Origin of the sequence: Burkholderia sp. MSMB1826, assembly GCF_001526325.1 — a bacterium.
Lineage (GTDB): Bacteria > Pseudomonadota > Gammaproteobacteria > Burkholderiales > Burkholderiaceae > Burkholderia.
The window spans coordinates 206,232-230,772 of the sequence record NZ_LOYN01000010.1 but is presented as its reverse complement, the minus strand read 5'-3'; the positions used below and the strand labels follow the sequence as shown (position 1 = coordinate 230,772).

Annotated in this window: 22 protein-coding genes; 16 read left to right on the top strand and 6 right to left on the bottom strand. The window is 68.8% G+C overall.

The annotated features are described in order from the left end of the window. Window positions 1–52: 52 nt before the first annotated feature. Window positions 53–337 (bottom strand): transcriptional regulator, encoded by a 285-nt coding sequence (locus WS95_RS03085; protein WP_082727524.1) that lies wholly within the window; start codon window positions 335–337, stop codon window positions 53–55. A gap of 72 nt (window positions 338–409) precedes the next feature. Then, a complete protein-coding gene (locus WS95_RS03080) occupies window positions 410–1,285 on the bottom strand; it encodes a LysR family transcriptional regulator (RefSeq protein ID WP_059822239.1) in 876 nt (291 codons plus the stop codon). A 51-nt stretch (window positions 1,286–1,336) separates the two neighbouring features. Between WS95_RS03080 and WS95_RS03075 the strand changes: the two genes are divergently transcribed. The 6 genes from WS95_RS03075 to WS95_RS03050 all read left to right on the top strand — a co-directional run bounded on the left by WS95_RS03075 (window position 1,337) and on the right by WS95_RS03050 (window position 5,791). Continuing rightward, window positions 1,337–1,615, top strand: coding sequence for a hypothetical protein (locus tag WS95_RS03075; protein WP_059822237.1), 279 nt, complete (start codon window positions 1,337–1,339; stop codon window positions 1,613–1,615). A gap of 197 nt (window positions 1,616–1,812) precedes the next feature. Then, a complete protein-coding gene (locus WS95_RS03070) occupies window positions 1,813–2,895 on the top strand; it encodes a serine hydrolase (RefSeq protein WP_059822234.1) in 1,083 nt (360 codons plus the stop codon). Between the two features lie 44 nt (window positions 2,896–2,939). Continuing rightward, window positions 2,940–3,173, top strand: coding sequence for a DUF7661 family protein (locus WS95_RS03065; protein ID WP_034204682.1), 234 nt, complete (start codon window positions 2,940–2,942; stop codon window positions 3,171–3,173). A 79-nt stretch (window positions 3,174–3,252) separates the two neighbouring features. Then, the gene (locus WS95_RS03060) at window positions 3,253–3,708 is read left to right on the top strand and encodes a MarR family winged helix-turn-helix transcriptional regulator (RefSeq protein WP_059822232.1); all 456 of its coding nucleotides are present in this window, start codon (window positions 3,253–3,255) and stop codon (window positions 3,706–3,708) included. 65 nt (window positions 3,709–3,773) lie between these two features. After that, entirely contained in the window at window positions 3,774–4,337 is a 564-nt protein-coding gene (locus WS95_RS03055) for an isochorismatase family cysteine hydrolase (protein WP_059822230.1), read from the top strand. After that, entirely contained in the window at window positions 4,334–5,791 is a 1,458-nt protein-coding gene (locus WS95_RS03050) for a DHA2 family efflux MFS transporter permease subunit (RefSeq protein ID WP_059822228.1), read from the top strand. Before WS95_RS03055 ends, WS95_RS03050 begins: the two co-directional genes overlap by 4 nt. 31 nt (window positions 5,792–5,822) lie before the next feature. On the opposite strand, the gene WS95_RS03045 is transcribed toward WS95_RS03050, so the two are convergent. After that, on the bottom strand, window positions 5,823–6,422 hold the full coding sequence (locus WS95_RS03045; protein WP_082746839.1) for a LysE family translocator: 600 nt from the start codon (window positions 6,420–6,422) through the stop codon (window positions 5,823–5,825). 96 nt (window positions 6,423–6,518) lie between these two features. Here WS95_RS03045 and WS95_RS03040 point away from each other — a divergent pair, with 96 nt between their 5' ends. Beyond that, window positions 6,519–7,394 (top strand): LysR substrate-binding domain-containing protein, encoded by an 876-nt coding sequence (locus tag WS95_RS03040; RefSeq protein ID WP_059822226.1) that lies wholly within the window; start codon window positions 6,519–6,521, stop codon window positions 7,392–7,394. 12 nt (window positions 7,395–7,406) lie between these two features. Here the strand turns inward: WS95_RS03040 and WS95_RS03035 are convergent, their stop codons facing one another. Then, window positions 7,407–9,125, bottom strand: coding sequence for a SulP family inorganic anion transporter (locus WS95_RS03035; protein WP_059822224.1), 1,719 nt, complete (start codon window positions 9,123–9,125; stop codon window positions 7,407–7,409). Between WS95_RS03035 and WS95_RS03030 the strand changes: the two genes are divergently transcribed. Both WS95_RS03030 and WS95_RS03025 read left to right on the top strand, forming a co-directional pair. Continuing rightward, window positions 9,124–9,411 carry a hypothetical protein gene (locus WS95_RS03030; protein ID WP_156444425.1) on the top strand — a complete coding sequence of 96 codons (288 nt, stop codon included), beginning with the start codon at window positions 9,124–9,126 and terminating at the stop codon, window positions 9,409–9,411. The two genes, WS95_RS03035 and WS95_RS03030, sit on opposite strands and share 2 nt — an antisense overlap. 201 nt (window positions 9,412–9,612) lie before the next feature. Beyond that, window positions 9,613–10,854, top strand: coding sequence for a mechanosensitive ion channel family protein (locus tag WS95_RS03025; protein WP_059822219.1), 1,242 nt, complete (start codon window positions 9,613–9,615; stop codon window positions 10,852–10,854). Between the two features lie 48 nt (window positions 10,855–10,902). Here the strand turns inward: WS95_RS03025 and WS95_RS03020 are convergent, their stop codons facing one another. Next, entirely contained in the window at window positions 10,903–12,324 is a 1,422-nt protein-coding gene (locus WS95_RS03020; RefSeq protein ID WP_059822217.1) for an aminotransferase-like domain-containing protein, read from the bottom strand. A 151-nt stretch (window positions 12,325–12,475) separates the two neighbouring features. Between WS95_RS03020 and WS95_RS03015 the strand changes: the two genes are divergently transcribed. Both WS95_RS03015 and WS95_RS03010 read left to right on the top strand, forming a co-directional pair. Then, window positions 12,476–14,800, top strand: coding sequence for an FdhF/YdeP family oxidoreductase (locus WS95_RS03015; protein WP_059783279.1), 2,325 nt, complete (start codon window positions 12,476–12,478; stop codon window positions 14,798–14,800). Between the two features lie 12 nt (window positions 14,801–14,812). Then, window positions 14,813–15,733: a bestrophin family protein gene (locus WS95_RS03010; RefSeq protein WP_059822215.1), complete on the top strand. Its 921-nt coding sequence runs from the start codon at window positions 14,813–14,815 to the stop codon at window positions 15,731–15,733. On the opposite strand, the gene WS95_RS03005 is transcribed toward WS95_RS03010, so the two are convergent. After that, entirely contained in the window at window positions 15,726–17,777 is a 2,052-nt protein-coding gene (locus WS95_RS03005; protein WP_059822212.1) for an FUSC family protein, read from the bottom strand. The genes WS95_RS03010 and WS95_RS03005 overlap by 8 nt on opposite strands. A 146-nt stretch (window positions 17,778–17,923) precedes the next feature. Here WS95_RS03005 and WS95_RS03000 point away from each other — a divergent pair, with 146 nt between their 5' ends. The 5 genes from WS95_RS03000 to WS95_RS02980 all read left to right on the top strand — a co-directional run bounded on the left by WS95_RS03000 (window position 17,924) and on the right by WS95_RS02980 (window position 24,528). Further along, on the top strand, window positions 17,924–18,826 hold the full coding sequence (locus WS95_RS03000) for a LysR family transcriptional regulator (RefSeq protein WP_034204672.1): 903 nt from the start codon (window positions 17,924–17,926) through the stop codon (window positions 18,824–18,826). Between the two features lie 404 nt (window positions 18,827–19,230). Further along, window positions 19,231–20,790 carry a DHA2 family efflux MFS transporter permease subunit gene (locus WS95_RS02995; RefSeq protein ID WP_059822210.1) on the top strand — a complete coding sequence of 520 codons (1,560 nt, stop codon included), beginning with the start codon at window positions 19,231–19,233 and terminating at the stop codon, window positions 20,788–20,790. Between the two features lie 280 nt (window positions 20,791–21,070). Continuing rightward, window positions 21,071–21,403 (top strand): hypothetical protein, encoded by a 333-nt coding sequence (locus WS95_RS02990; RefSeq protein WP_034204670.1) that lies wholly within the window; start codon window positions 21,071–21,073, stop codon window positions 21,401–21,403. A gap of 135 nt (window positions 21,404–21,538) precedes the next feature. Continuing rightward, window positions 21,539–23,128, top strand: coding sequence for an ABC transporter substrate-binding protein (locus WS95_RS02985; protein ID WP_034204669.1), 1,590 nt, complete (start codon window positions 21,539–21,541; stop codon window positions 23,126–23,128). 146 nt (window positions 23,129–23,274) lie between these two features. Next, entirely contained in the window at window positions 23,275–24,528 is a 1,254-nt protein-coding gene (locus WS95_RS02980) for a hypothetical protein (RefSeq protein ID WP_059822207.1), read from the top strand. Window positions 24,529–24,541 lie beyond the last annotated feature (13 nt).

Below are 24,541 nucleotides of genomic sequence, written 5' to 3'. Positions count from 1 at the left end.
GACCCGCCGTCGTTCGGTGACGAACCGGCCGCATCCGCGGCCCGTTTTTCGTTCATCCGGCGTCGTTCGCGCCGAACAGCTGCGCGCACACCGCGCGCCCTTCGTCGGTCAGTGCGGCGCTGCCGGTACCGTCCTCGTTCAGCGTCGTCGCGCTCAGGCCCGCGGCGTCGAGCTGCGTGAGCACGCGTCGCAGCGTACTCATCGGCAGCTGCGCACGCTTCGCGATCTTCGGCAGCGACCACGTCTTGCCGGCCGGATCGTTCGCGGCTTCGTGCAGCGTCGCGAGCGTGGCAACGAGTGCGGGATCGAGCGGGGAGGCGTCGGTTTCTGAAGTCATCGGTTCGGGTTCGTCGGCCGGCGTCGGCGCCGGCATGCATTGAGAAAACGATCGCGGACACTCTACGCCGCGTCACGCCCCCTTGAGCGCCGCGCGCATGAACGACACGAAATGCGCGGTGACGGGATCGTCGCGATCGGACCGCCACGCGAGCCCCACGCGCCACTTCGCGTCCCGGCCGTCGAGCGGCAGCACCGTCGCGTCGCGCAGCAGGTACCGCGCGCTCGACGGGATGAACGCGACGCCGACGCCGGCCGCGACCGACGTCAGCACCGACTGTACGTCCTCCGCCTGCTGCATCACCTGCGGCACGAAGCGGCGCGCGACGCACCACCGGTCGATCTGTGCGGCCAGCCCCGGGCCGCGCGCACGCTGCAGCGCGATGAAGCCGATCTCGTTGAGCACGTCGAGATTGGCCGGCACGCGCTTGAAGCCGAGATGCGGCGGCGCCGCGAGCGCGAGCGCCTCGTCGATCACCTTGAACGACGACAAGCCTTCGTCGGCGGGCACACGCAGGAAACCCGCGTCGAGCTTGCCGGCGCGCAGCCGGCGTGTCTGTTCGGACGACGACAGATCGCTCAGCGTCACCGCGATACCCGGATTGCAACGACGGAATTCGGCGATCAGCTTCGGCACGAGCGTGAGCACGGACAAGCAGATGCCGAGCCGCAAGTGCCCGCGCTGCCCGCTCGTCGCTTCCCGCGCACGCGCCAGGATTTCGTCGGCATCGCGCACGAGCGCCTGCGCGTCGGGCAGGAAGCGTTCGCCGAACGGCGTCAGTTCCGCGCCATGCCGGCCGCGCTCGAACAGCTTGCCGCCGAGGCTCGCCTCGAGCGCGCCGATCTGCTTGCTGAGCGCAGGCTGGCTCATGTGCAGCGCATCGGCCGCGCGGCTGAAATGGCACAGCTCGGTGACCGTCAGGAACGTGCGCAACAGTTTGAGTTCCATTCTTCAACGGAATCGTAACGATCGAAATATTCATTTTACCGATCGAATGCAATGGCGTTCAATACGGACATGCCCTTCCCGGAATTCACGTTCATGTCCCTCGATCCAGCGGCCGCCTGCGTGGCCGAGCCCTCATCCGATGTCGCGGATACGACCGCATGCGCCGACGCCGCCGATGCGCGCGCACCGAAGCGTCGTGCCAAATGCACGGACGGGCGCAGCCGCCGCTTCCGCTTCGGCGACGCGCTGGACGACGCGCCGCCACGCGCGGCGACGGGTTCGATCGCAATCAGTTTTGCGGTCGTGTCGCGGCGGAACTGGCCGCGCTGAGCCGCGCACCCGCCCGCCTTTCATCCCATGCGCACCGCTGTCCGGCAGCGCGAAAACGCCGGAAACCCTCCCGTATCACGCGTCATTGCGCGTCATCCGATCGTCATCGCGCGACGATCGACCGTATAATTTCCCGCACCCGCTGACCGCCCACGCATTCCGCGCAGCCGCATCGCGCGTGAAAAGGAGACTTTCGCTTGACCGGCCTCATCGCGCGCCTGCCTCGCGCCCGGACCACCCTGATCCTCGCCCTGTCGTTCCTGCTGCTCGCATTCGCCACGAATGCGTCCGCGCAACGCGTGCAGCCGCATCGCACCATACACGCCCAACCGCATGCCCACACGAAGGCCGTCAAGAAGAAGCCCCATCGCAAGAAAAAGGCCGTCAAGCATCGCCGCCCGCGCGTGACGCATCAGGCGGTCAAACGCCACGCGGCACCCGCGCCGCAGCAGCGACGCGCGAAACGCACGACGGCCGTGCGGCCGCGCCCGCCCGCGAAACCGAAGCTGCTCGCCAGTTGCGGCTACACGCCGCGCGCGGTCCGGTCGCTGCATTCGCGCGCGGCCTACGTGCTCGACGTCGATTCCGGTACCCCGCTGCTGGCTCGCAATGCACGCACCGTACGGCCGATCGCATCGATCTCGAAACTGATGACGGCCGTCGTCGCGCGCAACGCCGATCGTCCGCTGAACGGCGTGCTGCGCGTGACCGCGCGCGATCGCGACACGATCAAGTTCACCGGTTCGCGCCTGCAGGTCGGCTCGGAACTGTCGCGCCGCGAGATGTTCCATATCGCGCTGATGTCGTCGGAGAACCGCGCGGCCGCCGCGCTGAGCCGCGACTATCCGGGCGGGCGCACCGCGTTCGTCAACGCGATGAACCGCGAAGCGCGCCGGCTCGGCATGCGGCACACGCACTTCCGCGAGCCGACCGGCCTGTCGCCGCACAACGTGTCGACGGCGGAAGATCTCGCACGGCTCGTCGGCGCGGCCGCGCAGGATCCGCTGATCCGCTATTTCTCGACCGATCTGTCGACCACCGTGCGTCCCGGCAACGGCGAACTCGTGTACGTCAACTCCGACCCGCTCGTGCGCTACCGCCGCCTGCCGATCCGGCTGCAGAAAACCGGCTTCATCAACGAATCGGGGCACGGCGTCGTGATGCGCATGCGCGTGAAAGGCCGCCGCGAAACGGTCGTGCTGCTCGGCGCACCGACGCGTGCCGGCGTATCGAGCGACGCCATCCGGATCCATCGCTGGCTGTCCTGCTCGATCCGGTAAGCGCATCCGGGCAGCCGGCGCGTTCACGCTACGGGAGCGACGTCATGCAGCACGAATACCGCTTCAACGCGTTCGGTCGGCTGCTCGCCGTCGTGCGCACGAACGGCCGCTGGGCCGTGTTCGATCTCGGCGCCGACGGCAAGCGGCGCCCGGCCGATCTGCAGATCCCGTCGACGCTCGCCGCCCACGAACTCGCCCAGTACCTCGGCGATCTGCTGCACGAAAACGCGACCCCGCGATACAGCGACGTCGTACCGATCGCGCATCGACGCACGTAGTCACGTAGTCGCGCCGGTAGGCGCCGCCATCCGGCGATCAATTCAACAGTTAAACTTGCAAGTTTAACTGTCGTGTTCTATGCTTCGCCGCATGAACCCGCCACGCAAACCCGGCGTTTCCGCCGAAACCGTCGCCGCCGACCTGACCCTCGCGGTCGGCCAGCTCATCCGTCGGCTGCGCGCCGAGATCGATTCCGAAGGGCTCGGCATGTCCCAGACGAGCGCGCTCGCCCGGCTCGAACGGCACGGGCCGATGACGACCGCCGATCTCGCGCGCGCCGAGGCGATGAAGCCTCAGTCGATGAAGGCGATCCTCGCGAGCCTCGAGGAAGACGCGCTCGTCGAGCGCGAACCGCATCCGACCGACGGCCGCCAGATCCTGTTCAAACTCACCGCCGCCGGCCTCGCCGCGCGACGCAAGCGCAACGCCGCGAAACACCGGTGGCTCGCCGCCGCGATCGAGAAGCTCGATCCGCAAGACATCGACACGCTTGCCGCGGCCATCCCGCTGATTCGCCGCATCGGCGACCAATGAACCGGCCCGTGCGCCACGCGGCATCCGCGCACGGTTTTCCTCGCCCTCTCCTCCGGAGTCCCATCATGAGCGCAACCCGTCTCGACACGAACACGGCGCTGGTCGTCATCGACCTGCAGAAAGGCATCGTCGGCCTCCCCACCGCGCACCCGGTCGCACCGGTGATCGCCCGCACCCGCGAACTGCTCGACGCATTCCGCAGCCGAGGCCTGCCGGTCGTGCTGGTCAACGTCGCGGGCGGCGCACCGGGCCGCACCGAGCAACCGCCGCGCACGGCGCAGTTCCCCGCCGACTGGACCGAACTCGTGCCCGAGCTGAACCGCCAGCCGAACGACCACGTCGTGACGAAGCAGACCTGGGGCGCCTTCACCGGCACCGGTCTCGACGCGCATCTGAAGGCGGCCGGCGTCACGCAGATCGTGCTGACCGGCGTCGCGACGAGCATCGGCGTCGAATCGACCGCGCGGCAGGCGCACGAACTCGGCTACAACGTGACGCTCGCCGTCGACGCGATGACCGACCTCAACGCGGACGCGCACGTCAACAGCGTCGAGCGGCTGTTCCCGCGCCTCGGCGAAACGGGCACGACGCACGACATCGTCGCGTTGCTCGACCGGCGCGGCGCGTGAGCGACGAGCGCATCCGGCCGGCGCCGGGCCACGCGCCGGGCCGGCTCGATCCGTCGATCTGGAAAGTCAGCGCGGTGGCGACGCTCGGCTCGCTGCTGTCGCAGCTCGATGCGACGATCGTCAACGTGTCGCTGTCGAGCCTCGCGACCGACCTGCATGCCAGCCTGTCGACGATCCAGTGGGTGACGAGCGGCTACCTGCTCGCGCTGACGCTGGTGCTGCCGCTGAACGGCTGGCTCGTCGACCGCATCGGCGCGAAGGCGCTGTACCTGTGGTGCTTCTCGGCGTTCACGCTCACGTCGGCGCTGTGCGGGCTCGCGTGGTCCGCGCCGTCGCTGATCGCGTTCCGCGTGTTGCAAGGCGTCAGCGGCGGCTTGCTCGCGCCGATGGCGCAGATGATGATCGCGCGCGTCGCCGGCCAGCAGATGGCGCGCGTGATCGGCTACGCGGCGGTGCCGGTGCTGCTCGCGCCGATCCTCGGCCCGGTCGTGGCCGGCGCGATCCTGCAGCACACGTCGTGGCGCTGGCTGTTTCTGGTGAACCTGCCCGTCGGCGCGCTCGCGCTCGCACTGGCCGCGCGGTTCCTGCCCGGCGACCGGGACGATGCGCCGCGGCGCGAACTCGACTGGATCGGCCTCGCGTTGCTGTCGCCGGCCCTCGTGCTGTTCCTGTACGGCGTCGAGCGGATCGGCTCGACGCCCGGCATCGTGGCGGTCGCGAGCTCGGCGCTGCTGCTCGGCGCGTTCCTGCGCTTCGAGCGCCGCCAGGGCGAGCGTGCACTGATCGATCTCGCGCTGTTTCGCTCGCGCGTGTTCGGCGCGGCCGCCGGCACGCAGTTCCTGTCGAACGGCGCGCTGTATGCAGGCCAGATGCTGATTCCCGTGTTTCTGATCCAGGCGTGCGGGCGATCGCCCGGCGAAATGGGCTGGCTGCTCGCGCCGCTCGGGCTCGGCATGCTCGTCACCTATCCGTCGATGGGCGCGCTGACGAGCCGGTTCGGCGTACGTCGGCTGGCCGCGGCCGGCGCCCTGCTCGCACTCGTCGCCACGCTGCCGTTCGTGTTCCTCGCGCTGACCGGCTACGATCCGCTCGTGCTCGTGCCAGCGCTGTTTCTGCGCGGCATGGGCCAGAGCGCGATCGGCGCACCGTCGATCTCCGCCGCGTATGCGTCGGTCGAGCGCCGCAACCTGCCGATGGCGACCACGTCGCTCAACATCGTGCAACGGCTCGGCGGCCCGACGTTCACGACGCTATGCACGCTGTTTCTCGCGTGGCGTCTGCAGGCCGAATCGACGTCGGCGGGCGGCACGCAGGCCGTCGCGTACGCGTGGGCGTTCGGCCTGCTGTGCGCGCTGCATGCGGCGAGCTTCGCGACGACGCTGCGGCTGCCGTTGCGCTCGGCTGGCGCAGGCGGCGACGGACGAACCCGCCACACACCGGCCGGTTCGCGCTGAAGACGGGCCGCGCCGCGTGCGCGGCCTCCCGCTACGGCAACCACATCGGCACGATCGACGCCACGAGCAACAAGCCGAGCCCCGCATTCAGGCAGCGCCACTGCCGTTCCGTGCGCAACACGCGAGCGAACAGCAGCCCGGCGAGACACCACAGCGACAACGATGCCATCGCAGCCACGCCGAATGCAAAACCGAGCAGCACGCCGAGCCGCGCCGGCCCCGACGCGAGCGCCGCGAACGATGCGGCCGCGCCGAGCGTCATCGCCCAGCCTTTCGGGTTGTGCCACAGCATCCACACGCCGCTCATGAACCCTTGCGGCCGCTGCACGTCGACATCGAGCCGCGGCTTGCCGCCACGGCCGATGCGCACGGCCAGCCACATCAGGTATGCCGAGCCGACCGTCTTCATCACGAGCTGCAACGCGGGCAGCGCGAGCAGCACACTGCCGAGTCCGGCGGCAGCCGCCGCCGCCATCGACGCGAGGCCAGCCGCGATGCCCGCCATCAACGGCAACGAACGCCGATAGCCGAAATGGGCGCCCGACGCGGTCGCGAGCGTCGTCGCGCCGCCCGGCGTCACGGTGGACACGATCACGAACAGCATCAGCGGCAAATAGTCATGAAGCGGCACGAAGGCTCCCGGTCGTCGTCACGGAAACCCTGTTTTTACCTGCGGTTTCGCCATTACGACAGCGAAAGCTTTTTATGGCATCCATTAGCGTTCATAATGCGACGCATGGCACGCAATCTCGACCTCGCGCTGCTGCGCGCATTCGTCTCGGTCGCCGATCATCGCAGCATGACGGCAGCCGGCCACGCGCTGCACCTGACGCAAGGCGCGATCAGCCAGCAGGTCGCGCGGCTCGAAGCGCTGTCCGGGCCGCTGTTCGTTCGCGAGCATCGCAACCTGCTGCTGACGGCGGCCGGCGAGCGGCTGCTCGAACAGGCGCGCCGGCTGCTCGCCGCTCACGATGCGCTGCTCGCCGACCTGAGCGCCGGCGCAGTGGAAGGCGCGGTGCGTCTCGGTGCGCCGCAGGATCTGGTCGGCACCTGTCTCGCGCCGATCCTGAAAAACTATGCGCACGCGCATCCGCAGGTCGCACTCACGCTCGTGTGCGCGGCGTCGCCGGAGTTGCGGCGCGGGCTCAAGCACGGCGAGCTCGACGTCGCGCTGATCGAGGCGCCGGTCGGGTCGTCGCGCGGCGAGTGCATCGCCGTCGACCGGCTGGTGTGGGTCGGCGCGAAAGGCGGCATCGCGCATCGGCACTCGCCGCTGCCGGTATCGATGGTCGCGCAGACCTGCGCATTCCGCCCGACGGTGCTCGACGCACTACGCGGCTGCGATCGCCCGTGGCGCACCGTGTTCGAGAACGGCAGCCTCGATGCAACGGCCGCGACCGTGCGCGCCGATCTTGCCGTGACCGTCTGGCTCGCGTCCACCGTGCCGCCCGATCTCGACATCCTGCCGGCCGGCAGCGGCCTGCCCGCCCTGCCGAATTTCTCGATCGACCTGCACGTGCCGCGCGGCCAGCGCACGCCCGCCGCGACCGAGCTGGCCCGCCACCTGCGCAACGGTTTCGCGCGGCTGCGCGCGGTCGCGTAGCGCCGCTGCCCGCTACACCGTGCCCGGCTCCTGCGGCGCGGGCGTCGTGCCCGCCGCCTCGAGCGCCTGATGCAGCGTGGCGAAGATGCACGACGCACCGACCACGTCGGTGATCCCATGACGATCCATGTCCGCACGCAGATAGCGGTTGACGCGCCCGAACAGCACGCCGATCCCGCGCGCATGCAGCGTCCTGACGAGATCGGCCAGGGTCCGCGCGGCCGAATAGTCGACATCGGTGATCGCCCCCGCATCGACGACGAACCAGCGCGGCGGCACCGGCGCCGCATCGACGAGCGCGGTCACTTCGGCAGCGAACAGATGATCGTTCGCGAAGAACAGGTCGGCGCCGAACCGGTAGACGATCAACCCGGGCGCCGTCATCGCGCCGCGCCGGGCGGGCACCGGCTGCCACCGCCCGTTGCCGGCGACGGGTTCGAGCACCATCGTGTGCGGCCGGTAGCTGTGGCGCACGTGCCGCATCAGCGACAACGCGACGGCCAGCAGGATGCCCTGTTCGACGCCGACGGTCACGACGGCCGCGGCCGTGACCAACGCGAGCGTGAATTCGCCGGGGCTTTCCCGGCGGATCGCCGCGAGGCTGCGCGCGTTGATCAGCCCGAGCGCGATCGTGAACACGATGCCGGCCAGCACCGCATGCGGCAGATACTGCAGATACGGGCCGAAGAACAGCAGCACGACGGCCACGACGGCGGCGAACGCGAGATGCCCGATCTGGCTGCGCACGCCCGCGCCATCGGCCATCGCCGTCTGCGTCGGGCTGCCGTTGACCACGAACGCACCGCCGAGCGCCGCCGCCGCGTTCGCGGCCGCGAGCCCGAGGATGTCGGCATTGGTGTCGACGTCCTCGTCGTACTGCTGCGCGAATACCCGCGCGGCGGCCGCGCTCTGCGCGATGATCATCACGAAGCAGGAAGCGGCGACCGGCACGAGATCGAGGAATTGCTGCCACGTGACGGACGGCCAGCGCAGCGGCGGCAGCCCGCCCGCCACGGGCCCGAGCACCGCGATGCCGTGCGCGGCGAAGCCGAACGCACCGCTCGCGGCGATACTGCCCGCGACCGCGATCATCGGCATCGGCACGCGCGGCAGGAACCGCTTGCACGCGAGAATCGCGACGACGACGAGCGCCGCGAGCGCGAGCGTCGGCCGGTGCGCGTGCCCCAGATGCATGACGACATAGTCGAGTTGCGCGAGGCTGCGCGACGCCGGGTACGGCACGGACAGGCCGAGCATGTCGCCGAGCATCGCGATCGACACCTGCACGCCGACGCCGGCGAGGAAGCCGACCAGCACCGTGCGCGACAGGAAATCGGCGAGAAAGCCGAGCTTGAAGATCCGCGCGAGCAGCAGCATCGCGGCGGTCAGCAACGCGACCATGCCGGCCAGCGCCGCATAATCGGCGCTGCCGGCCGGCGCCATCGACGACAGCCGGCTCGCGAAAATCGTCGCGATCGCCGAATCGGCGGCGACCACGAGATGGCGCGATGCGCCGAAGCACGCGAACGCGACGAGCGGCAGGAACACCGTGTAGAGGCCCGTGACGGCCGGCATGCCGGCGATGCGCGCATAGCCGAGCACCTGCGGGATGTCCATCGACGCGAGCGAAATACCCGCGAAGATGTCGCGGATCGCGCCCGCGCGGCGGATCGGGAGGATGCCTTTCAGCAGCCGCACGCGTGGCGGCCGGCTTTCGTTGGAATCTTGCATGCGTGAAATGCGCGAGATCGAAATGACGGGGCCGCGAACGGGTGCGCGACGATGCCGCGTGTCGCTCGCCGTCGCCGGACGAGCCGCACGCCAACGCGGGCGGCACACCGACGACGTCTGCGACGTCCGCGACGTCCGCGACGTCCGCGACGTCCGCATGATTGCATGGATCGCCGATCGCGCGCATCGAACCGCGACGGCCTGCGTCATCGCTTCGGGCGCATCGCATCCCGGTGTACCCGGCATCCGGCAACCGGCAACCGGCGCGCGCGCCGGCTTGCGGTGATGCGGATTCGCCGAGCGCCCGCACCTCGATGCAGAGGATACCTGCTCAATGGTGAGCCGATTCGGGAGCCGATCGACCGGCCCTCACCGCACGCATCCGGAACCCGATGGCACAATCACGGTCCCTTTCATGCACCCTTCACCGGGTGCACGCCGCCTCGCGGCGCCGATTCAACGCACAAGAAGGCCCCAGTCCGCCCCTATGACCCTGAACGAATCCTGGTTGACGCCGCTCGTCGGCATCGTCGTCCTGCTCGCCGCCGCCGGCGCGATCGCCGCTGTCGTCCACTTCCTGCTGTTTCGCGTGGTCGCGCGTCTCGCGCGGCTGTCCGCCACGCGCGTCGACGACGCGCTGTTCGAATTCGGCGCGTTCAAATGGCTGAACCGCATCGTCCCGTTCGTCGTGATCAAGCTCGGGCTCGGCGCGGTGCCCGGCATGCCAGGCCTGGTCGCGCAGGTCGCCGACAAGGTGCTGTTCGCGCTGATCGTGTTCCTCGTGACGATGACCATCAGCGCGACGCTGTCCGCGCTCGAGCATACGCACCGCACGTCGCAGCGCGACCAGCCGCGCCTGTCGCTGAAAGGCGCGATGCAGCTCGTCAAGCTGGTGATGTTCATCACGGCCGCGCTCGTCGTGATCGGCGACGCGACCGGCAAGCAGATCGGCCTGCTGCTGTCCGGCATCGGCGCGATGTCCGCGGTGCTGATGCTGATCTTCAAGGACACGCTGCTCGGCCTCGTCGCCGGCGTGCAGCTGTCGTCGAACGACATGCTGCGGATCGGCGACTGGATCACGATGCCGTCGGCCGGGGCGGACGGCACGGTCATCGACATCACGCTGAACACCGTCAAGGTCGCGAACTTCGATCACACGATCATCACGGTGCCGACGTGGAAGCTGATCACCGAGAGCTACCAGAACTGGCGCGGGATGACCGAAGCGGGCGGCCGCCGCATCAAGCGCGCGCTGTTCGTCGATGCGACGAGCGTGCGCTTTCTCACGAACGACGAGATCGAACGGCTCGGACGCCTGACGTTGCTGAAGGACTATCTCGAGGACAAGGTCGACGCGATCGAGCAATGGAACGGCACGCTCGGCGCGGCCGGCGACTGCCCGGCGAACCGCCGCCAGTTGACGAATCTCGGCACGTTCCGCGCGTACGTCGCGAACTACCTGAAGGGCCATCCGCGCATTCGCCGCGACATGACGAACATGGCGCGACAACTGCCGCTCACCGCCGAGGGCATTCCGCTCGAACTGTACTGCTTCACCGATACGACGACGTGGGTCGACTACGAAACCATCCAGGCCGACTTGTTCGACCACCTGATCGCGGTGCTGCCTGAATTCGGGCTGCGCGTGTATCAGCATCCGTCGGGCTTCGACATGCGGCAGATGGTCGACGCCGCGCAAGCGGGCGTGCACGCGCCGCGCGCGGCTTGATACCGGCCACGGCGGCAGGCCGCCTGCCCCGCCGTCGGGCGGCGGCGCTCACCGCGCCGCGCACTCCGACGCGAGCCGCCCCAGCACCTTCAACGCGTCCTCGATCTGCCGCGACCACGGATAGCTGTAGTTGAGCCGGATGAAATGCCGGTAGTCGGTGCCGGCCGAGAACATGTGCCCGGGCCCGACCGTGATCCGCTGCGCGAGCGCCAGCGTGTACAGCTTCATCGCGTCGACCTGCGGCGGCAGTTCGACCCACAGTACATACCCGCCCTGCGGCTGCGACAGCCGCGTGCCTTCCGGGAAGAAACGCCGCACCATCGCACTCATCAGGCTCGCCTGCTGCGCATACTGCTTGCGCATGCGCCGCAGATGAAAATCGTAGCCGTCGTATTTCAGGTATTCGGCGATCGCGAGTTGCTCGATCGCGGGCGTCGCGAGCGTGTTCAGGAATTTCAGCTTCTCGACCTGGTCGCGATAACGGCCCGGCATCGCCCAGCCGATCCGGTAGCGCGGCGACAGGCTCTTCGTGAACGAAGCGCAATGCAGCACCAGCCCGTCGCGATCGAACGACTTCAGCGCGCTCGGCGCCGTGTCGCCGAAGTGCAGCTCGTGATAGACGTCGCTCTCGATCGCCGGCACGCCGTGCTTCGCGAGCAGTTCGACCAGCGCGCGCTTGCGCGCATCGGGCATCTGGAAGCCGAGCGGATTCTGGAAATTCGGCATCACCATGCATGCGGCGACGGGCTCGCGCGCGAGGACGCGCTCGAGCGCGTCGAGATCGATGCCGTCGCCCGGGTGCGTCGCGATTTCGAGCGCGCGCATGCCCATCCGCTCGATCGCGTGCAGCATCGCGTAGAACGTCGGCGACTCCACCGCGATCGTGTCGCCCGGTTTCGCCACCGCCTGCAGGCACAGGTTGATCGCCTCGGTCGCGCCGATCGTCATCACGATCTCGCCCGGCTCGACCGCGACCCCGCGCTCCGCATAGCGCCGCGCGATCTGGCGAATCAGCTCCTGATTGCCGGGCGGCAGGTCGTCGATCACGCCCCAGCGCGTGCGCCGCCGCCCGATCGTCTGCGCATAGCGCGCGAGGCGCTGCACCGGAAACTGCGACGCGTCCGGATACGGCGAACCGAGCGGCACCGCGTCGTCGCGCGCAATCGAGCGCAGCGTCGACAGCACGAGCCGGCTCACGTCCACGGCCGACGGCTCGGCGGCCGGCGCGGAGACATGCAGCTCGGCCTTGGCCGGGGCCGCCGCGCGCGCCCGCACGAAGTAGCCCGACTGCGGCCGGCTTTCGATCAGGCCGCGGCTTTCCAGCACGAGGTACGCACGCAGCACGGTCGTGACGCTGAGCTGTTGCTGCCGGCTCGCGTGCCGCACCGACGGAATCCGCTCGCCGGGCCGGTACACGCCTCGCTCGATCTGCGCCTGGAGATCGTCGGCCAGTTGTTCGTAACGCTTCACGTGCCTCCTTTCAGCTTCCCTTCAGCAACACAGTTGCGATCCGCATGGTATGGATGGCCGAAACTGTACTCTTTTTTGAAGTGAACAGGTGTACACACAGCGACACGGGCGCCGCGCGTACTCTGCACGCATCGACCCCGACACCCGCATCATGAAAAAGAAATCCGCCACCGCGCGCATCGAACCGTATACCCATCCGGCCGCCGGCTGGGGCGCGCTGAAAGCCGTCACGATCAACCTGATCAAGGAAAAGGTCGCCGGCGGCAACTACCGCACGCTGCTGCGCCAGAACCAGCCGGACGGCTTCGACTGCCCGGGCTGTGCGTGGCCCGACCGCCAGCACGCATCGACGTTCGAATTCTGCGAGAACGGCGTGAAAGCCGTGGCCGCGGAGGCGACGAGCAAGCGCGTGACGCCGGACTTCTTCGCCGCGCACACGGTGACCGAACTGCTCGAACAGTCGGATTTCGAGCTCGAACAGCACGGGCGGCTCACCGACCCGATGGTGTACGACGCGCAGACCGACCGCTACGTGCCGATCGCGTGGGACGACGCGTTCGAGCTGATCGCGCGCCACCTGCGCGCGCTGCCGGACCCGAACCAGGCCGCGTTCTACACGTCCGGCCGCGCCAGCAACGAGGCCGCGTTCCTGTACCAGCTGTTCGTGCGGCGGTACGGCACGAACAACTTCCCCGACTGCTCGAACATGTGCCACGAGGCGACGAGCCGCGGGCTGCCTGCGTCGGTCGGCGTCGGCAAGGGCACCGTCACGCTCGACGATTTCGAGCATGCCGACACGCTGCTGATCTTCGGCCAGAACCCCGCGACCAACCATCCGCGGATGATGGGCGAGCTGCGCGAGTGCGCGAAGCGCGGCGCGACGATCGTGTCGATCAACCCGCTGAAGGAGCGCGGCCTCGAACGCTTCGCCGATCCGCAAAGCCCGCTCGAGATGCTGACGATGTCGGGCACGAAGATCGCATCGACGTTCATCCAGCCGACGATCGGCGGCGATTTCGCGCTGATCAAGGGGATGGCCAAGCGCGTGCTCGAACTCGACGACGCCGCGCGCGCCGCCGGTGCGCCGCGCGTCGTCGACACCGCGTTCATCGGCGAGCACACGGCCGGTTTCGACGCGTTCGCCGACGATCTGCGCGCCGAGCGCTGGTCCGCGCTGACGGCCGAAAGCGGCGTGCCGTACGAGCAGATCGACGCGCTCGCGCAGCGCTATGCACGCAGCGAACGCGTGATCGCGACGTGGGGCATGGGCATCACGCAGCACAAGCATTCGGTCGCGACGGTGCAGATGCTGACGAACCTGATGCTGATGCGCGGCAACATCGGCCGCCCCGGCGCCGGCCTGTGCCCGGTGCGCGGCCATTCGAACGTGCAGGGCAACCGCACGGTCGGCATCGAGGAAAAGCCGTCGCAGGCGTTCCTCGACCGGCTCGGCCACGTGTTCGATTTCGAACCGCCGCGCCATCACGGCTACGACGTCGTCGAGACGATCGAAGGGATGCTCGACGGCCGTGTGAAGGTACTGATCGGTCTGGGCGGCAATTTCGCGATGGCGACGCCCGACACGCCGCGCACGTGGGAAGGCATGCGGCGCTGCGCACTGTCCGTGCACATCACGACGAAGCTGAACCGCAGCCACCTGATCCACGGCCGCGACGCGCTGATCCTGCCGACGCTCGGCCGCACCGAGATCGACCTGCAGGACGACGTCGCGCAAGGCGTGACGGTCGAGGATTCGATGAGCATGGTCCACGTGTCGTACGGGATGAACAAGCCGGCCTCGCCGAACCTGATGTCGGAGCCCGCGATCGTCGCGCACATGGGCCACGCGCTGTTCGGCAGCGGCACGATCGACTGGCTCGCGTACAAGAACGACTATGCGAAGATCCGCGACGCGATCGAGGCGACCGTCGACGGCTTCTACGACTACAACGCACGCATCGCACGGCCCGGCGGCTTCCACCTGCGCGTCGCATCGCGCGACCGCGAATGGCTGACACCGACGGCCAGGGCGAACTTCATCGCGCACGCGCTGCCGACCGACACGCCGATCCAGCGCGCCCGCGCGCTGCACGGCGACCGGCTGATGACGCTGATGACGACGCGCTCGCACGACCAGTACAACACGACCGTCTACGGGCTCGACGACCGCTATCGCGGCGTGTTCGGCCAGCGCCGCGTGGTGTTCGTCAACCGCGACGATCTCGCGATGCTCGGCCTGAAGGCCGGCGAATGGGTCGACATGGAAACCGTGTGGCACGACGGCATCGAGCGGCGCGCGGACGGCTTCCTGCTCGTCGAGTACGACATTCCGCGCGGCTGCATCGGCGCGTACTACCCGGAAACCAACCCGCTCGTGCCGCTCGACAGCGTCGGCGACGTGTGCAACACGCCGACGTCGAAATCGGTGCCCGTGCTGCTGCATCGCGCGGCGGCGCCCGCCTCGATCGCCGCCTGACGGAGCGCGACGATGATCGTTCGTCCGCGCGAGCACTGGCTGCGGATGCTGCTCGTCTGGAACGGCTCGGTGCTGCCGACCATCCTGCCGCAGCTCGTGCTGACGCTCGCGATCAGCGTCGTCGCGGTCTGGAGCGGCGGCCGCGTGCTGGGCGAGAAGGTGCCGCTGAACCCGACGCCGTTCACGCTGATCGGCCTGACGCTCGCGATCTTCGCCGGGTTTCGCAACAACGCCAGCTACGAACGCTATCGCGAAGGCCGGCAGCTGTGGGGCGGCGTGCTGACCGCCACGCGCACGCTGGTGTCGCAGGCGCTCTGCTACGGCGCGCTCGACCGCGACGACGCCTCGCGCCGCGCGTTCGTGCGCACGGTCGTCGCGTTCGTCTACGCGCTCAAGCACCAACTGCGCGGTACCGATCCGGCCGCGGACCTGCGCGCGCTGCTCGACGGCGCCACCTACGCGCGCGTCGCCGCTTCCCGGTTTCGCCCGATCGTCATCGTGCACGCGCTGCGCGAAGCCTTCGCCGCGCGTGCCGATGCGGGCCATCTCGCCGACACGCGCCTGTGGATGCTCGATGCGCGCCTCGACGATCTCGTCGCGATGGTGAGCGGCTGCGAGCGCATCGCATCGACGCCGATTCCGTTTTCATACGACGTGCTGCTGCACCGGACCATCTACGCGTATTGCGTGTTGTTGCCGTTCGGTCTCGTCGATTCGATCGGTGCGGCGACACCTTTTGTGACAGTTTTCGTCGCCTATACGCTGATCGCGCTCGACGCCATCGCGCATGCGATCGCCGAACCGTTCGGCGACGGCCCGAACCATCTCGCGCTCGATGCGATGACGCGGCAGATCGAGCGCACGCTGCTCGAACTGAACCGCGAGCCGCTGCCGGCCGAGGTGACGCCCGGCCCGGCCTACCGCCTCACCTGAGCGGCCATCCTGTTCGATCGCTGCGGCCGCGCAGGAAATCGCCATGCGCGGCGGCCGCATCCGCGATCCGCCGCAGCAGGACCACGCCGTGCAGCAACGCATGTGCGTCGTCGCCGTCGCGCGCGGCCACGCGTCGTCGCAACAGGCCGGCCGCGGCGTCGCACGTCTGCTCGAGTCGCGCGAAATCCGCCCGTGCGACGCGCCCACGCACCGCCGCCGCCGCGCGGCGCGCGGCCGGCTCGCGCGTGGCCAGTTCGGCGAGCGACAGCAGGCTGTCGCCGATTCCCCAGATCGCGAGCAGATCGCGCATGTCGTGCTCGATCCGTGTCTGCGGCACGCTACCCGCGAATCCGAGCTCGCGTGCAAGACGGTCGGCCGTGCGGCTCAGCCACGCGCTCGCCGACCACGCCCGCGGCTCGCGCGCGAGCCGCGCCAGATCGCGGCGCACCGCGCGATGCAGCCGCCGCCGGCTCGTGCCCGGATCGCCGGGAAACACCAGCGCGAATACCAAAGCGCCGAACGCGATGCCGAGCAGCGTCGCGAGCGCGCTGTTCAGAAACGCGGCGTCGCCGATCCGCGTCGTGTTGTTCGGCGACGTGAAATTCCAGAAGAAGATCGAGAACGCGCTGCCCATCGCGGCCGTGCGCGGATGGCGTATCGCGAGGCCGGTGCCGATCAGGAACACGCCGAGGATGTAGGCCAGCATCTCGAAGCCCGACACCGCGGGCAGCAGGATGAAGTTGCAGACGACGCCCGCGACCGCCGCGCATGCCGTGCCTTTCAGGAAACCGACGATCGCACGCACCGAATTGGGACGGGTCGAGAACAGCGCGCTCACCACGGCCGTGATCGCGACGAACCCGCCGCCCACCGGCCACGCGGTGAAGATCCAGGTCGCCGACGCGGCCAGCACCGCGATGAACGCGCGGACGCCGTTGTGACACGCGAGCACCGGATCGCGGTGGAACGCATAGCGCACGCGTGCAGGCGGCGGCACCGGCCGGTCGAGCAATGCCTGGCTCGCGAATGCACGGTCGAAGCCGCCGAGCAGCGCCGACAGCCGATCGAGCGTGAGCAGGCGCGACGTGTCCGGGCCGGCCGGCGCGGCCGCTTCGACCCGCAGTGCGTCGTCCACGCGTGCGCGCAGCGCCGCCATCTCGTGCCCGGCGTCGCCCGATACGGCGACCCGGTCGAGCACGCGTGCCGCCTCGTCGACGAGCGGTTCCGGCGTATCGCCGCCGCGCGCCGCATGCTCGCGGATCGCCTGCCCCGCGGCCTGCGCGGCGAGCACGCCGAGCGCCGCCACGCGCAAATGGCCGATCATGTTGCGCACCGGCGGCGCGCCGGCCGCCGCATATTCGGCCGCCGTATCGAGTTCGAGCGCGTCCGCGAACAGCCGGTGCACGGCCGCGTCGTTCGGCTCGCGGCGCAGCGCGCCCGCGCCGACCGCCACCGCGCGGTCGAGATAGCGCGCGAGTCGCGTGCGGACATCCTTCAGCGGCGCGCCGGGTGCGAAGACCGTTTCGAACAGCGCACCGCACAGGATGCCGACCACCACGTACAAAAACCGCGCGACGGCGACGTCGAACGCATGCAGCGGCGCGGATACCGCGTCCATCGCGACGATCGCGGCCGTATAGCCTGCGAGCACCGCCGCATACGCACGAAAATTCCGCTGGAACGTCGCGATGCCCGCGCACAGGCCGATCCACGCGGCGAGCGCGGGCAGGAACAACTGGGGCGTCTGCGCGAACGCGCTGGTCAGCGCGAGCGCCACGGCCGCACCGATCGCGGTGCCGAGAATCCGGTACTGGCTCTTCGACAGCCCCATCCCGCGGCTGCCCTGCGCGACGATCCACACGGTCGAGGCGGCCCAAATCGGATCGTCGAGATTCATCCGGAACGCGATATAGAGCGCGGTCAACGACGCGGCCGTATTGCGGAGTGCGAATGCAAGCGCGCCGGGCGGCAGCGTCGGACGCGCGTCGCGCAGCGCGGCCCGGACGGCCGCGAGCGGCGGCATGCTGGGGAAAGCGAATTTCATCCGGCGAGCATACGGTCGCGCGGCAGCCGCCACTACGGGGCGCGGGCAGGATGCGTTATTGCGCCGGGCAGGATAATCGGCTCGATCCGCAACGTTCCGGCCCGCGACGGTAAGATGCACGCAGGCCAAACACCGAAACGAACCGCATGGACCTCGAGAGCATCCGGATATTCCTGCGCGTGGTGGAACGCGGCAGCTTCACCGCCGCGGCCACGCAGATCGACATGCCGCTCAGTCGCGCGAGCCGCAAGATCAGGCAGCTCGAGGACGACCTCGGCGTCCAGTTGCTGTACCGCACGACGCGCCGCGTGTCCGTCACCGAAGCCGGCCGCGACTATTACGAACGCTGCCTGCGCGCCGAGGAGATCCTGCTCGACGCGGATCGTCAGGTGCGCGCGCTGCGCACGGAACCCGAAGGCACGCTGCGCGTGCTGGTGCCTTACGCGATCGGCCTGTTCGAACTGGAACCGGCGCTCGCCGAGTTTCGCCGGCGCTACCCGCTGGTCCAGCTCGTGCTGATCTACGACAACAGCGCGCTCGACCTCGTCGAACACGGCTTCGACGTCGCGCTGCGCACCGGCGTGCTGACCGATTCCGGCTATGTCGCGCGCTCGCTCGGCTGGTCGCACGCGAAGCTCGCGGCCAGCCCGCACTATCTCGACCGCGCCGGCCGGCCGCACACGCCGCAGGATCTCGTCGATCACGACATCCTGTTCGTCGGCCGCGACGCGCCCGGCCTGACGCTGCGCCTCACCAACGCGGCCGGCGACGTCGCCGACGTGCCGGTGCGGCCCGTGCTGATCTCGAACGAATCGGTGACGGTGCTGCGCCAGGCCGCGAGCGGCGGCGGCATCGCGCTGATTTCGACCCACTTCACCACACGGCGGATCGAGAGCAACGAACTCGAAATCGTGCTGCCCGACTGGCATCGCACCGACGACGTCGAGCTGCACGCGCTCTACCCGAAACGCGCGACGCTCGACAGCAAGGTGCGCGCATTCGTCGAGTTCCTGACCGAAGTCTTCACGGCGTGGCGGACCATGCCGTAGGGCCGGCAATCGATGCACGGCGGCTACATTATTGCGGTGCAGGAAAGGAATTAATGAGCGCGCAAGCGTTGATCGTCGTGCGCCGCATCGTTAGCCTGTGGCGATGAAAAACGACCACACCCGCTACGGCAGCCACGTGCCCGCTGCCCGCCGACGCGTCACGCGCGTCGCGCCCTCCTGACCGGCGACAGCCCGCCCCGCGACGCCCGCCCCGGCTTCGCCATTCCGATTCACCGATCGAACCGACCACCGCACGCGACGGCACCGCTCGTCGGGCCGCCGTGCGGCGCGCGTGCGTCCGTCCGTTCCGCGCTTCGCCGCACTTGGCCGCACGCCTGCCCCTCACGGGCGGGCGCGGCGTACGGGGCGCACCGCACGACCTTCGTCCATTACGCAGGAACGCCATGTCCTCTCCCTCGTCTTCAGGCCCGCTGTCGGGCGGCCGGCTCGTCATCGGCACGATCGCGGTATCGCTGGCGATGTTCATGAACGTGCTCGACTCGTCGATCGCGAACGTCGCGATCCCGACGATCTCGGGCGACCTCGGCGTGTCGGTCGACGAAGGCACGTGGGTGATCACGATCTTCGCGGCGGCCAACGCGGTGTCGATTCCGCTGACCGGCTGGCTCACGCAGCGCTTCGGCCAGGTACGCCTGTTCGTCGCGTCGATCCTGCTGTTCGTGCTCGCGTCGTGGCTGTGTGGAATCGCACCGAACCTGCCGACGCTGCTCGCCGCGCGGATCCTGCAGGGTGCGGTCGCGGGGCCGCTCGCGCCGCTGTCGCAGGCGCTGCTGCTCGGCGCATGGCCACGGCAGAAGTCGTCGACGGCGCTCGCGCTGTGGTCGATGACGGCGCTCGTCGGCCCGATCGCGGGACCGTCGCTCGGCGGCTGGATCACGTACGACTACAACTGGTCGTGGATCTTCTACATCAACATTCCGGTCGGCTTCTTCGCGGCCGCCGTCACGTGGTTCGTGTTCCGCGATCGCGAATCGGCCACGCGCCGCATGCCGATCGACACGGTCGGCCTGCTCCTGCTCGTGCTGTGGGTCGCGTCGCTGCAGATCATGCTCGACAAGGGCAAGGATCTCGACTGGTTCAACTCGCCGGTGGTCGTCGCGCTGGGCATCGTCGCGCTGATCGGCTTCGCGTTCTTCCTCGTGTGGGAGCTGCACGAAGCCAACCCGATCGTCGACCTGCGACTCTTCACGCAGCGCAACTTCGCGGGCGGCACGATCGCGATCTCCGTCGCGTACGGGATGTTCTTCGGCACGCTCGTGCTGCTGCCTCAATGGATGCAGGGCTATCTCGGCTACCGCGCGGTCGATTCGGGGCTGGCCACCGCGCCGCTCGGATTCTTCGCGATCCTGCTCACGCCGGTCATGGGGCGTCTGCTGCCGCGCACCGATCCGCGCTATATCGCGACGCTCGCGTTCGTCGGCTTCGCGGCCGTGTTCATGATGCGCACGACGTTCTATACCGACGTGTCGCGCCGGGATCTGGTGCTGCCGACGCTGTTGCAGGGCATTCCGATGGCGATGTTCTTCGTGCCGCTGACGTCGATCATCCTGTCCGGGCTGCCGCCGGAAAAGATTCCGGCCGCGGCCGGCCTGTCGAATTTCGGCCGCACGTTCTGCGGAGCGGTGGGGACGTCGCTGATCGGCAATGCGTGGAACGACCGCACGATCCTGCATCACGTGCGGCTCACCGAACAGGCGAGCGTCACCAATCCGGTCTTCGCGCAACAGCTCGACACGAGCCGTTCGCTGCTGCACCTGAGCCCCGATTCGGCACTCGCGTTCTTCAATGCGTCGGTCGATTCGCAGGCGGCCGTAATGGGCCTGAACGACATCTTCTACGTGTCGGCGATCATCTTCATCGCGATCATCCCGCTCATCTGGATCACGAAACCGGCGCGCTCGGGCGGCGGCGATGCCGATGCGGCGGCGGCCGGCGCGCATTGATCCGCATGCACGGCGCCGGACTGCGCGCCGGCATCGCGACGACGCGAGATGCGCCGATCACGGCGACGACCGACGCAAGCGCCCGGCCGGCAGCGGGCGCTTTGTATCGAATCGTTTCAACGCGCCGACGGTGTCGAATGCTGCGGGTATACTCCGTCGTCAGCCGCCCGTTGCATCGTCGTCCGTCACAAGCGGCCCGATTCCGGGCGGTTTCGTCGCGAAGCTTCGCGTTTCGCCACCCCGCGTTCCAGCCTCGATACGAGACACCCGACGACCGACCATGAAACGATTCCTGCTGCTTCTTCCCGCCGCCCTGCTCGCCGCCTGCGGTTCCGCTCCGTCGTCCGACTCGGCCGGCTCGGGTGCGGCACCGATGATCTACGTGTCGTCGCAACGCCCGGCCTACGCGATCGCGAACTGCCTCGACAGCCGCCTGTCGGGCACCGCACAATCGCAGCACAACGGCGTGACCGACATCGCGGTCGGTTCGAATTCGTACTTCGTCACGCTGACGCCGTCGGGCAACGGCTCGGTGATCAAGGTCGTGCGCGGCTCCGGCAGCGAACCGGCCGAGGAAGCGATGCGCTACGCGGTCGCGCGCTGCGCGATCTGACGCCCGCCGGCGCCGGGCACCCGCCCGGTCCGCCTGCCCAACGCTGTGCGCCAACCGGCGCACCTGCCGAATATTTTCATCCGTGCGCCCGTCGATGAGAGAATCGCACCACGATTCCTTTTCAATGGAGCCCGCATGAAGCACCTGCTGTCCCGGCTGTTCGTCAGCGCCGCGCTCGTCGCGCTTGTTCCGGCGCTGCCGGCGCAGGCTGCCACGCCGCCCGGCATCTTCGTCGTCGCCACGCAACTGGGCGAATTCACGACCCTCGACCCGAGCGGGATCTACGAGCTGGTGCCGTCCGAATACGTCGCGAACACCTACGAACGGCTGGTGCGCGTCGACCTGAAGGACCCGACGCGCTTCGACGGACAGATCGCGCAATCGTGGACGGTCGGCGCAGACGGCGTGACCTACACGTTCAAGCTGCGCCCGGGCCTCACGTTCCACTCCGGCAACCCGGTCACCGCCGACGACGTCGCGTGGTCGCTGCAGCGCACCATCCTGCTCGACAAGGGGCCGGCCGGCGTGCTCGCCGATCTCGGCCTCACGAAGGCGAACGTGATGCAAAAGGTGCGCGCGATCGATCCGCAAACCGTCGTGCTCGAAACCGACCGCAAGTACGCGCCGAGCTTCGTGCTCAACGTGCTGAGCGCGTGCCCGGCATCGGTGTTCGACAAGAAGCTGCTGCTGTCGCACCAGCAAGGCAACGATTTCGGCAGCGGCTGGCTGCGCACCAACGACGCGGGCTCGGGCCCGTACCAGCTCGTCAAGTGGACGCCGAACGAATCCATCGTGCTGCAGCGCTTCGACAAATACCGCACGCCGTATCCGATGAAACGCGTCGTGCTGCGTCACGTGCCCGAAGCGTCCGCGCAACGGCTGCTGCTGGAGAACGGCGACGCCGACGCCGCGCGCAACCTGAGCCCCGACAGCCTCGCCGCGCTGTCGAAGGCCGGCAAGATCAAGGTCGCGTCGTGGCCGGTGTCGGCCCTGCTGTACCTGAGCCTGAACACGAAGAACCCGAACCTCGCGAAGCCCGAGGTCCAGCAGGCGATGAAGTGGCTCGTCGATTACGACGGCATCCAGCGCAACATCGTCAGCACGACCTACAAGGTGCATCAGACCTTCCTGCCCGAGGGCTTCCTCGGCGCGTCGAACGCGCGGCCCTACAAGCAGGACGTCGCGAAGGCGAAGGCGTTGCTCGCGAAGGCCGGCTTGCCGAACGGTTTCGACGTGACGATGGACATGCCGAACGACTATCCGTACCTCGAGATCGCGCAGGCGCTGCAGGCGAACTTCGCGCAGGGCGGCATCCGCGTGAAGCTGATCCCCGGCGACGCGAAGCAGGCGATCGGCAAGTACCGCGCGCGCCAGCACGACATCTTCATCGGCGAATGGTCGCCCGACTACATGGACCCGAACAGCAACGCGCGCGGTTTCGCATGGAATCCGGACAACTCGGACCAGTCGCCGACCAAGATGCTCGCGTGGCGCAACGGCTGGGACATTCCGCAACTGACGAAGGACACCGAGGCCGCGCTCGTCGAGCCGTCGCCCGCGAAGCGCGCGCAGCGTTACGAGGCGCTGCAGAAGGCCGTGCTCGCGAACTCGCCGTTCATCATCATGTTCGAGAAGGTCGTGCAGGTCGCCACGCGCCCCGGCGCGACCGGACCGGAAATCGGGCCGATCAACGACCTCGTGTCATACCGCACGCTCGCGAAATAATCGCGGCCGCCTGCACGCGCGGCCACACCGCCGTGCAGGTAATCGCCGCGGGCCGCAGGGCCGGCGCCGGCCCGTGCGGCGGCGGCGATCTACAATGACCTGCATCGCGCGGATACCGCGCCGGGCACACGTAACGGGACGAGAACATGCATTCGAGCGAGCACGCAGTGTGCGTGGCGATCAACGACAACAACCGCGCGTGGTACGAAATGCTCGTGCCGTTCCTGCTGTCGCTGCGGCACGCCGGCTACGACGGGCGGATCGCGGTGATCGGCTACGGGCTGTCCGAGCACAAGCGGCAGATTCTCGCGAGCCAGTCGGTCGACGTGATCGACGCGTCGAGCGCCTATGCGCTGCCGGTCGGCCGCTTCATCGAGGCCGCCGAGTATTGCGCGCGCCATCCTCAGATTCGCAAGCTCGCGCTGTACGACGCGGACATCTGGTTCTGCGCGCCGCAGTTCGACCTGTTCTCGCGGATCGGCGACGACCGCATCCACGTGTGCCCCGACCCGCTGTTCTGCACGTTCGTCGTCACGCCGCTGATCGGCGAGCGGCGCGACCATCACTGGCGCCTCGTCGTCGACGAAGTCAATGCGCGCCACGGCGGTGCGCTGCAGGCCGGGCTCGTCGCCGGCACCGCCGACGCATGGGCGCGTTATGCCGACCACCTGCGCGACTGCATCGCCCGCATCGGCACCGATTTCCAGGAATGCTTCGGCATCGATACGACGTTCCTGCATCTGTGGAGCGCGCAAGGCGAAACGGCGCTGCTCGACCCGGTCCAGAACTTCGTCAGCAAGTACGGCATTCACGAATCGTTCGATGCGGGCAGCGGCAAGACGACGCTCAGGTATCACGGCGAGCCGATCCGTGCACTGCACATGACCGGCGACATCCGCTTCCTCGACCGGTGGCGCTACTACACGAACCACGCCGATGCCGCGCTGCGCGACGGTACGCCGTTCGCGCTGTCGGACGGCACGCCGGCCCCGTCCGATGCGCTCGCCGCACGCATCGCGGCGGCGGATTACGTGCGCTCGGCCGGGCTGACCGTTGCGTCCGCGGCGCTCGAGACGAGCGCGGGCGCCTACCTGCAGGCGATCGACGAACCGGGCGGCACGATGCTCGTCGGCAGCGGAAACCATGAAATCGTGTTCGCCGCGACCCGCGACATCGCACGGCTGAACGTCTACGTCACGCACCCGTCCGGCTCGCCGTCGCCGCTGCTGTGCGAGGTGCGGGTCGACGGCCACCCGCAGCGCAAAGGCACCGAACTGATGGCGCATTTCTGGTACCGGATAGCGGCCGGCGCCGTCGTCACGCTGCGCGCGACGAGCCTCGGCGGCCAGCAGTGCAACGCGATCTGGCGGCTGCGCGAAGCGCCGGACATGCAGCAGTAAGCGCCCGCACGCA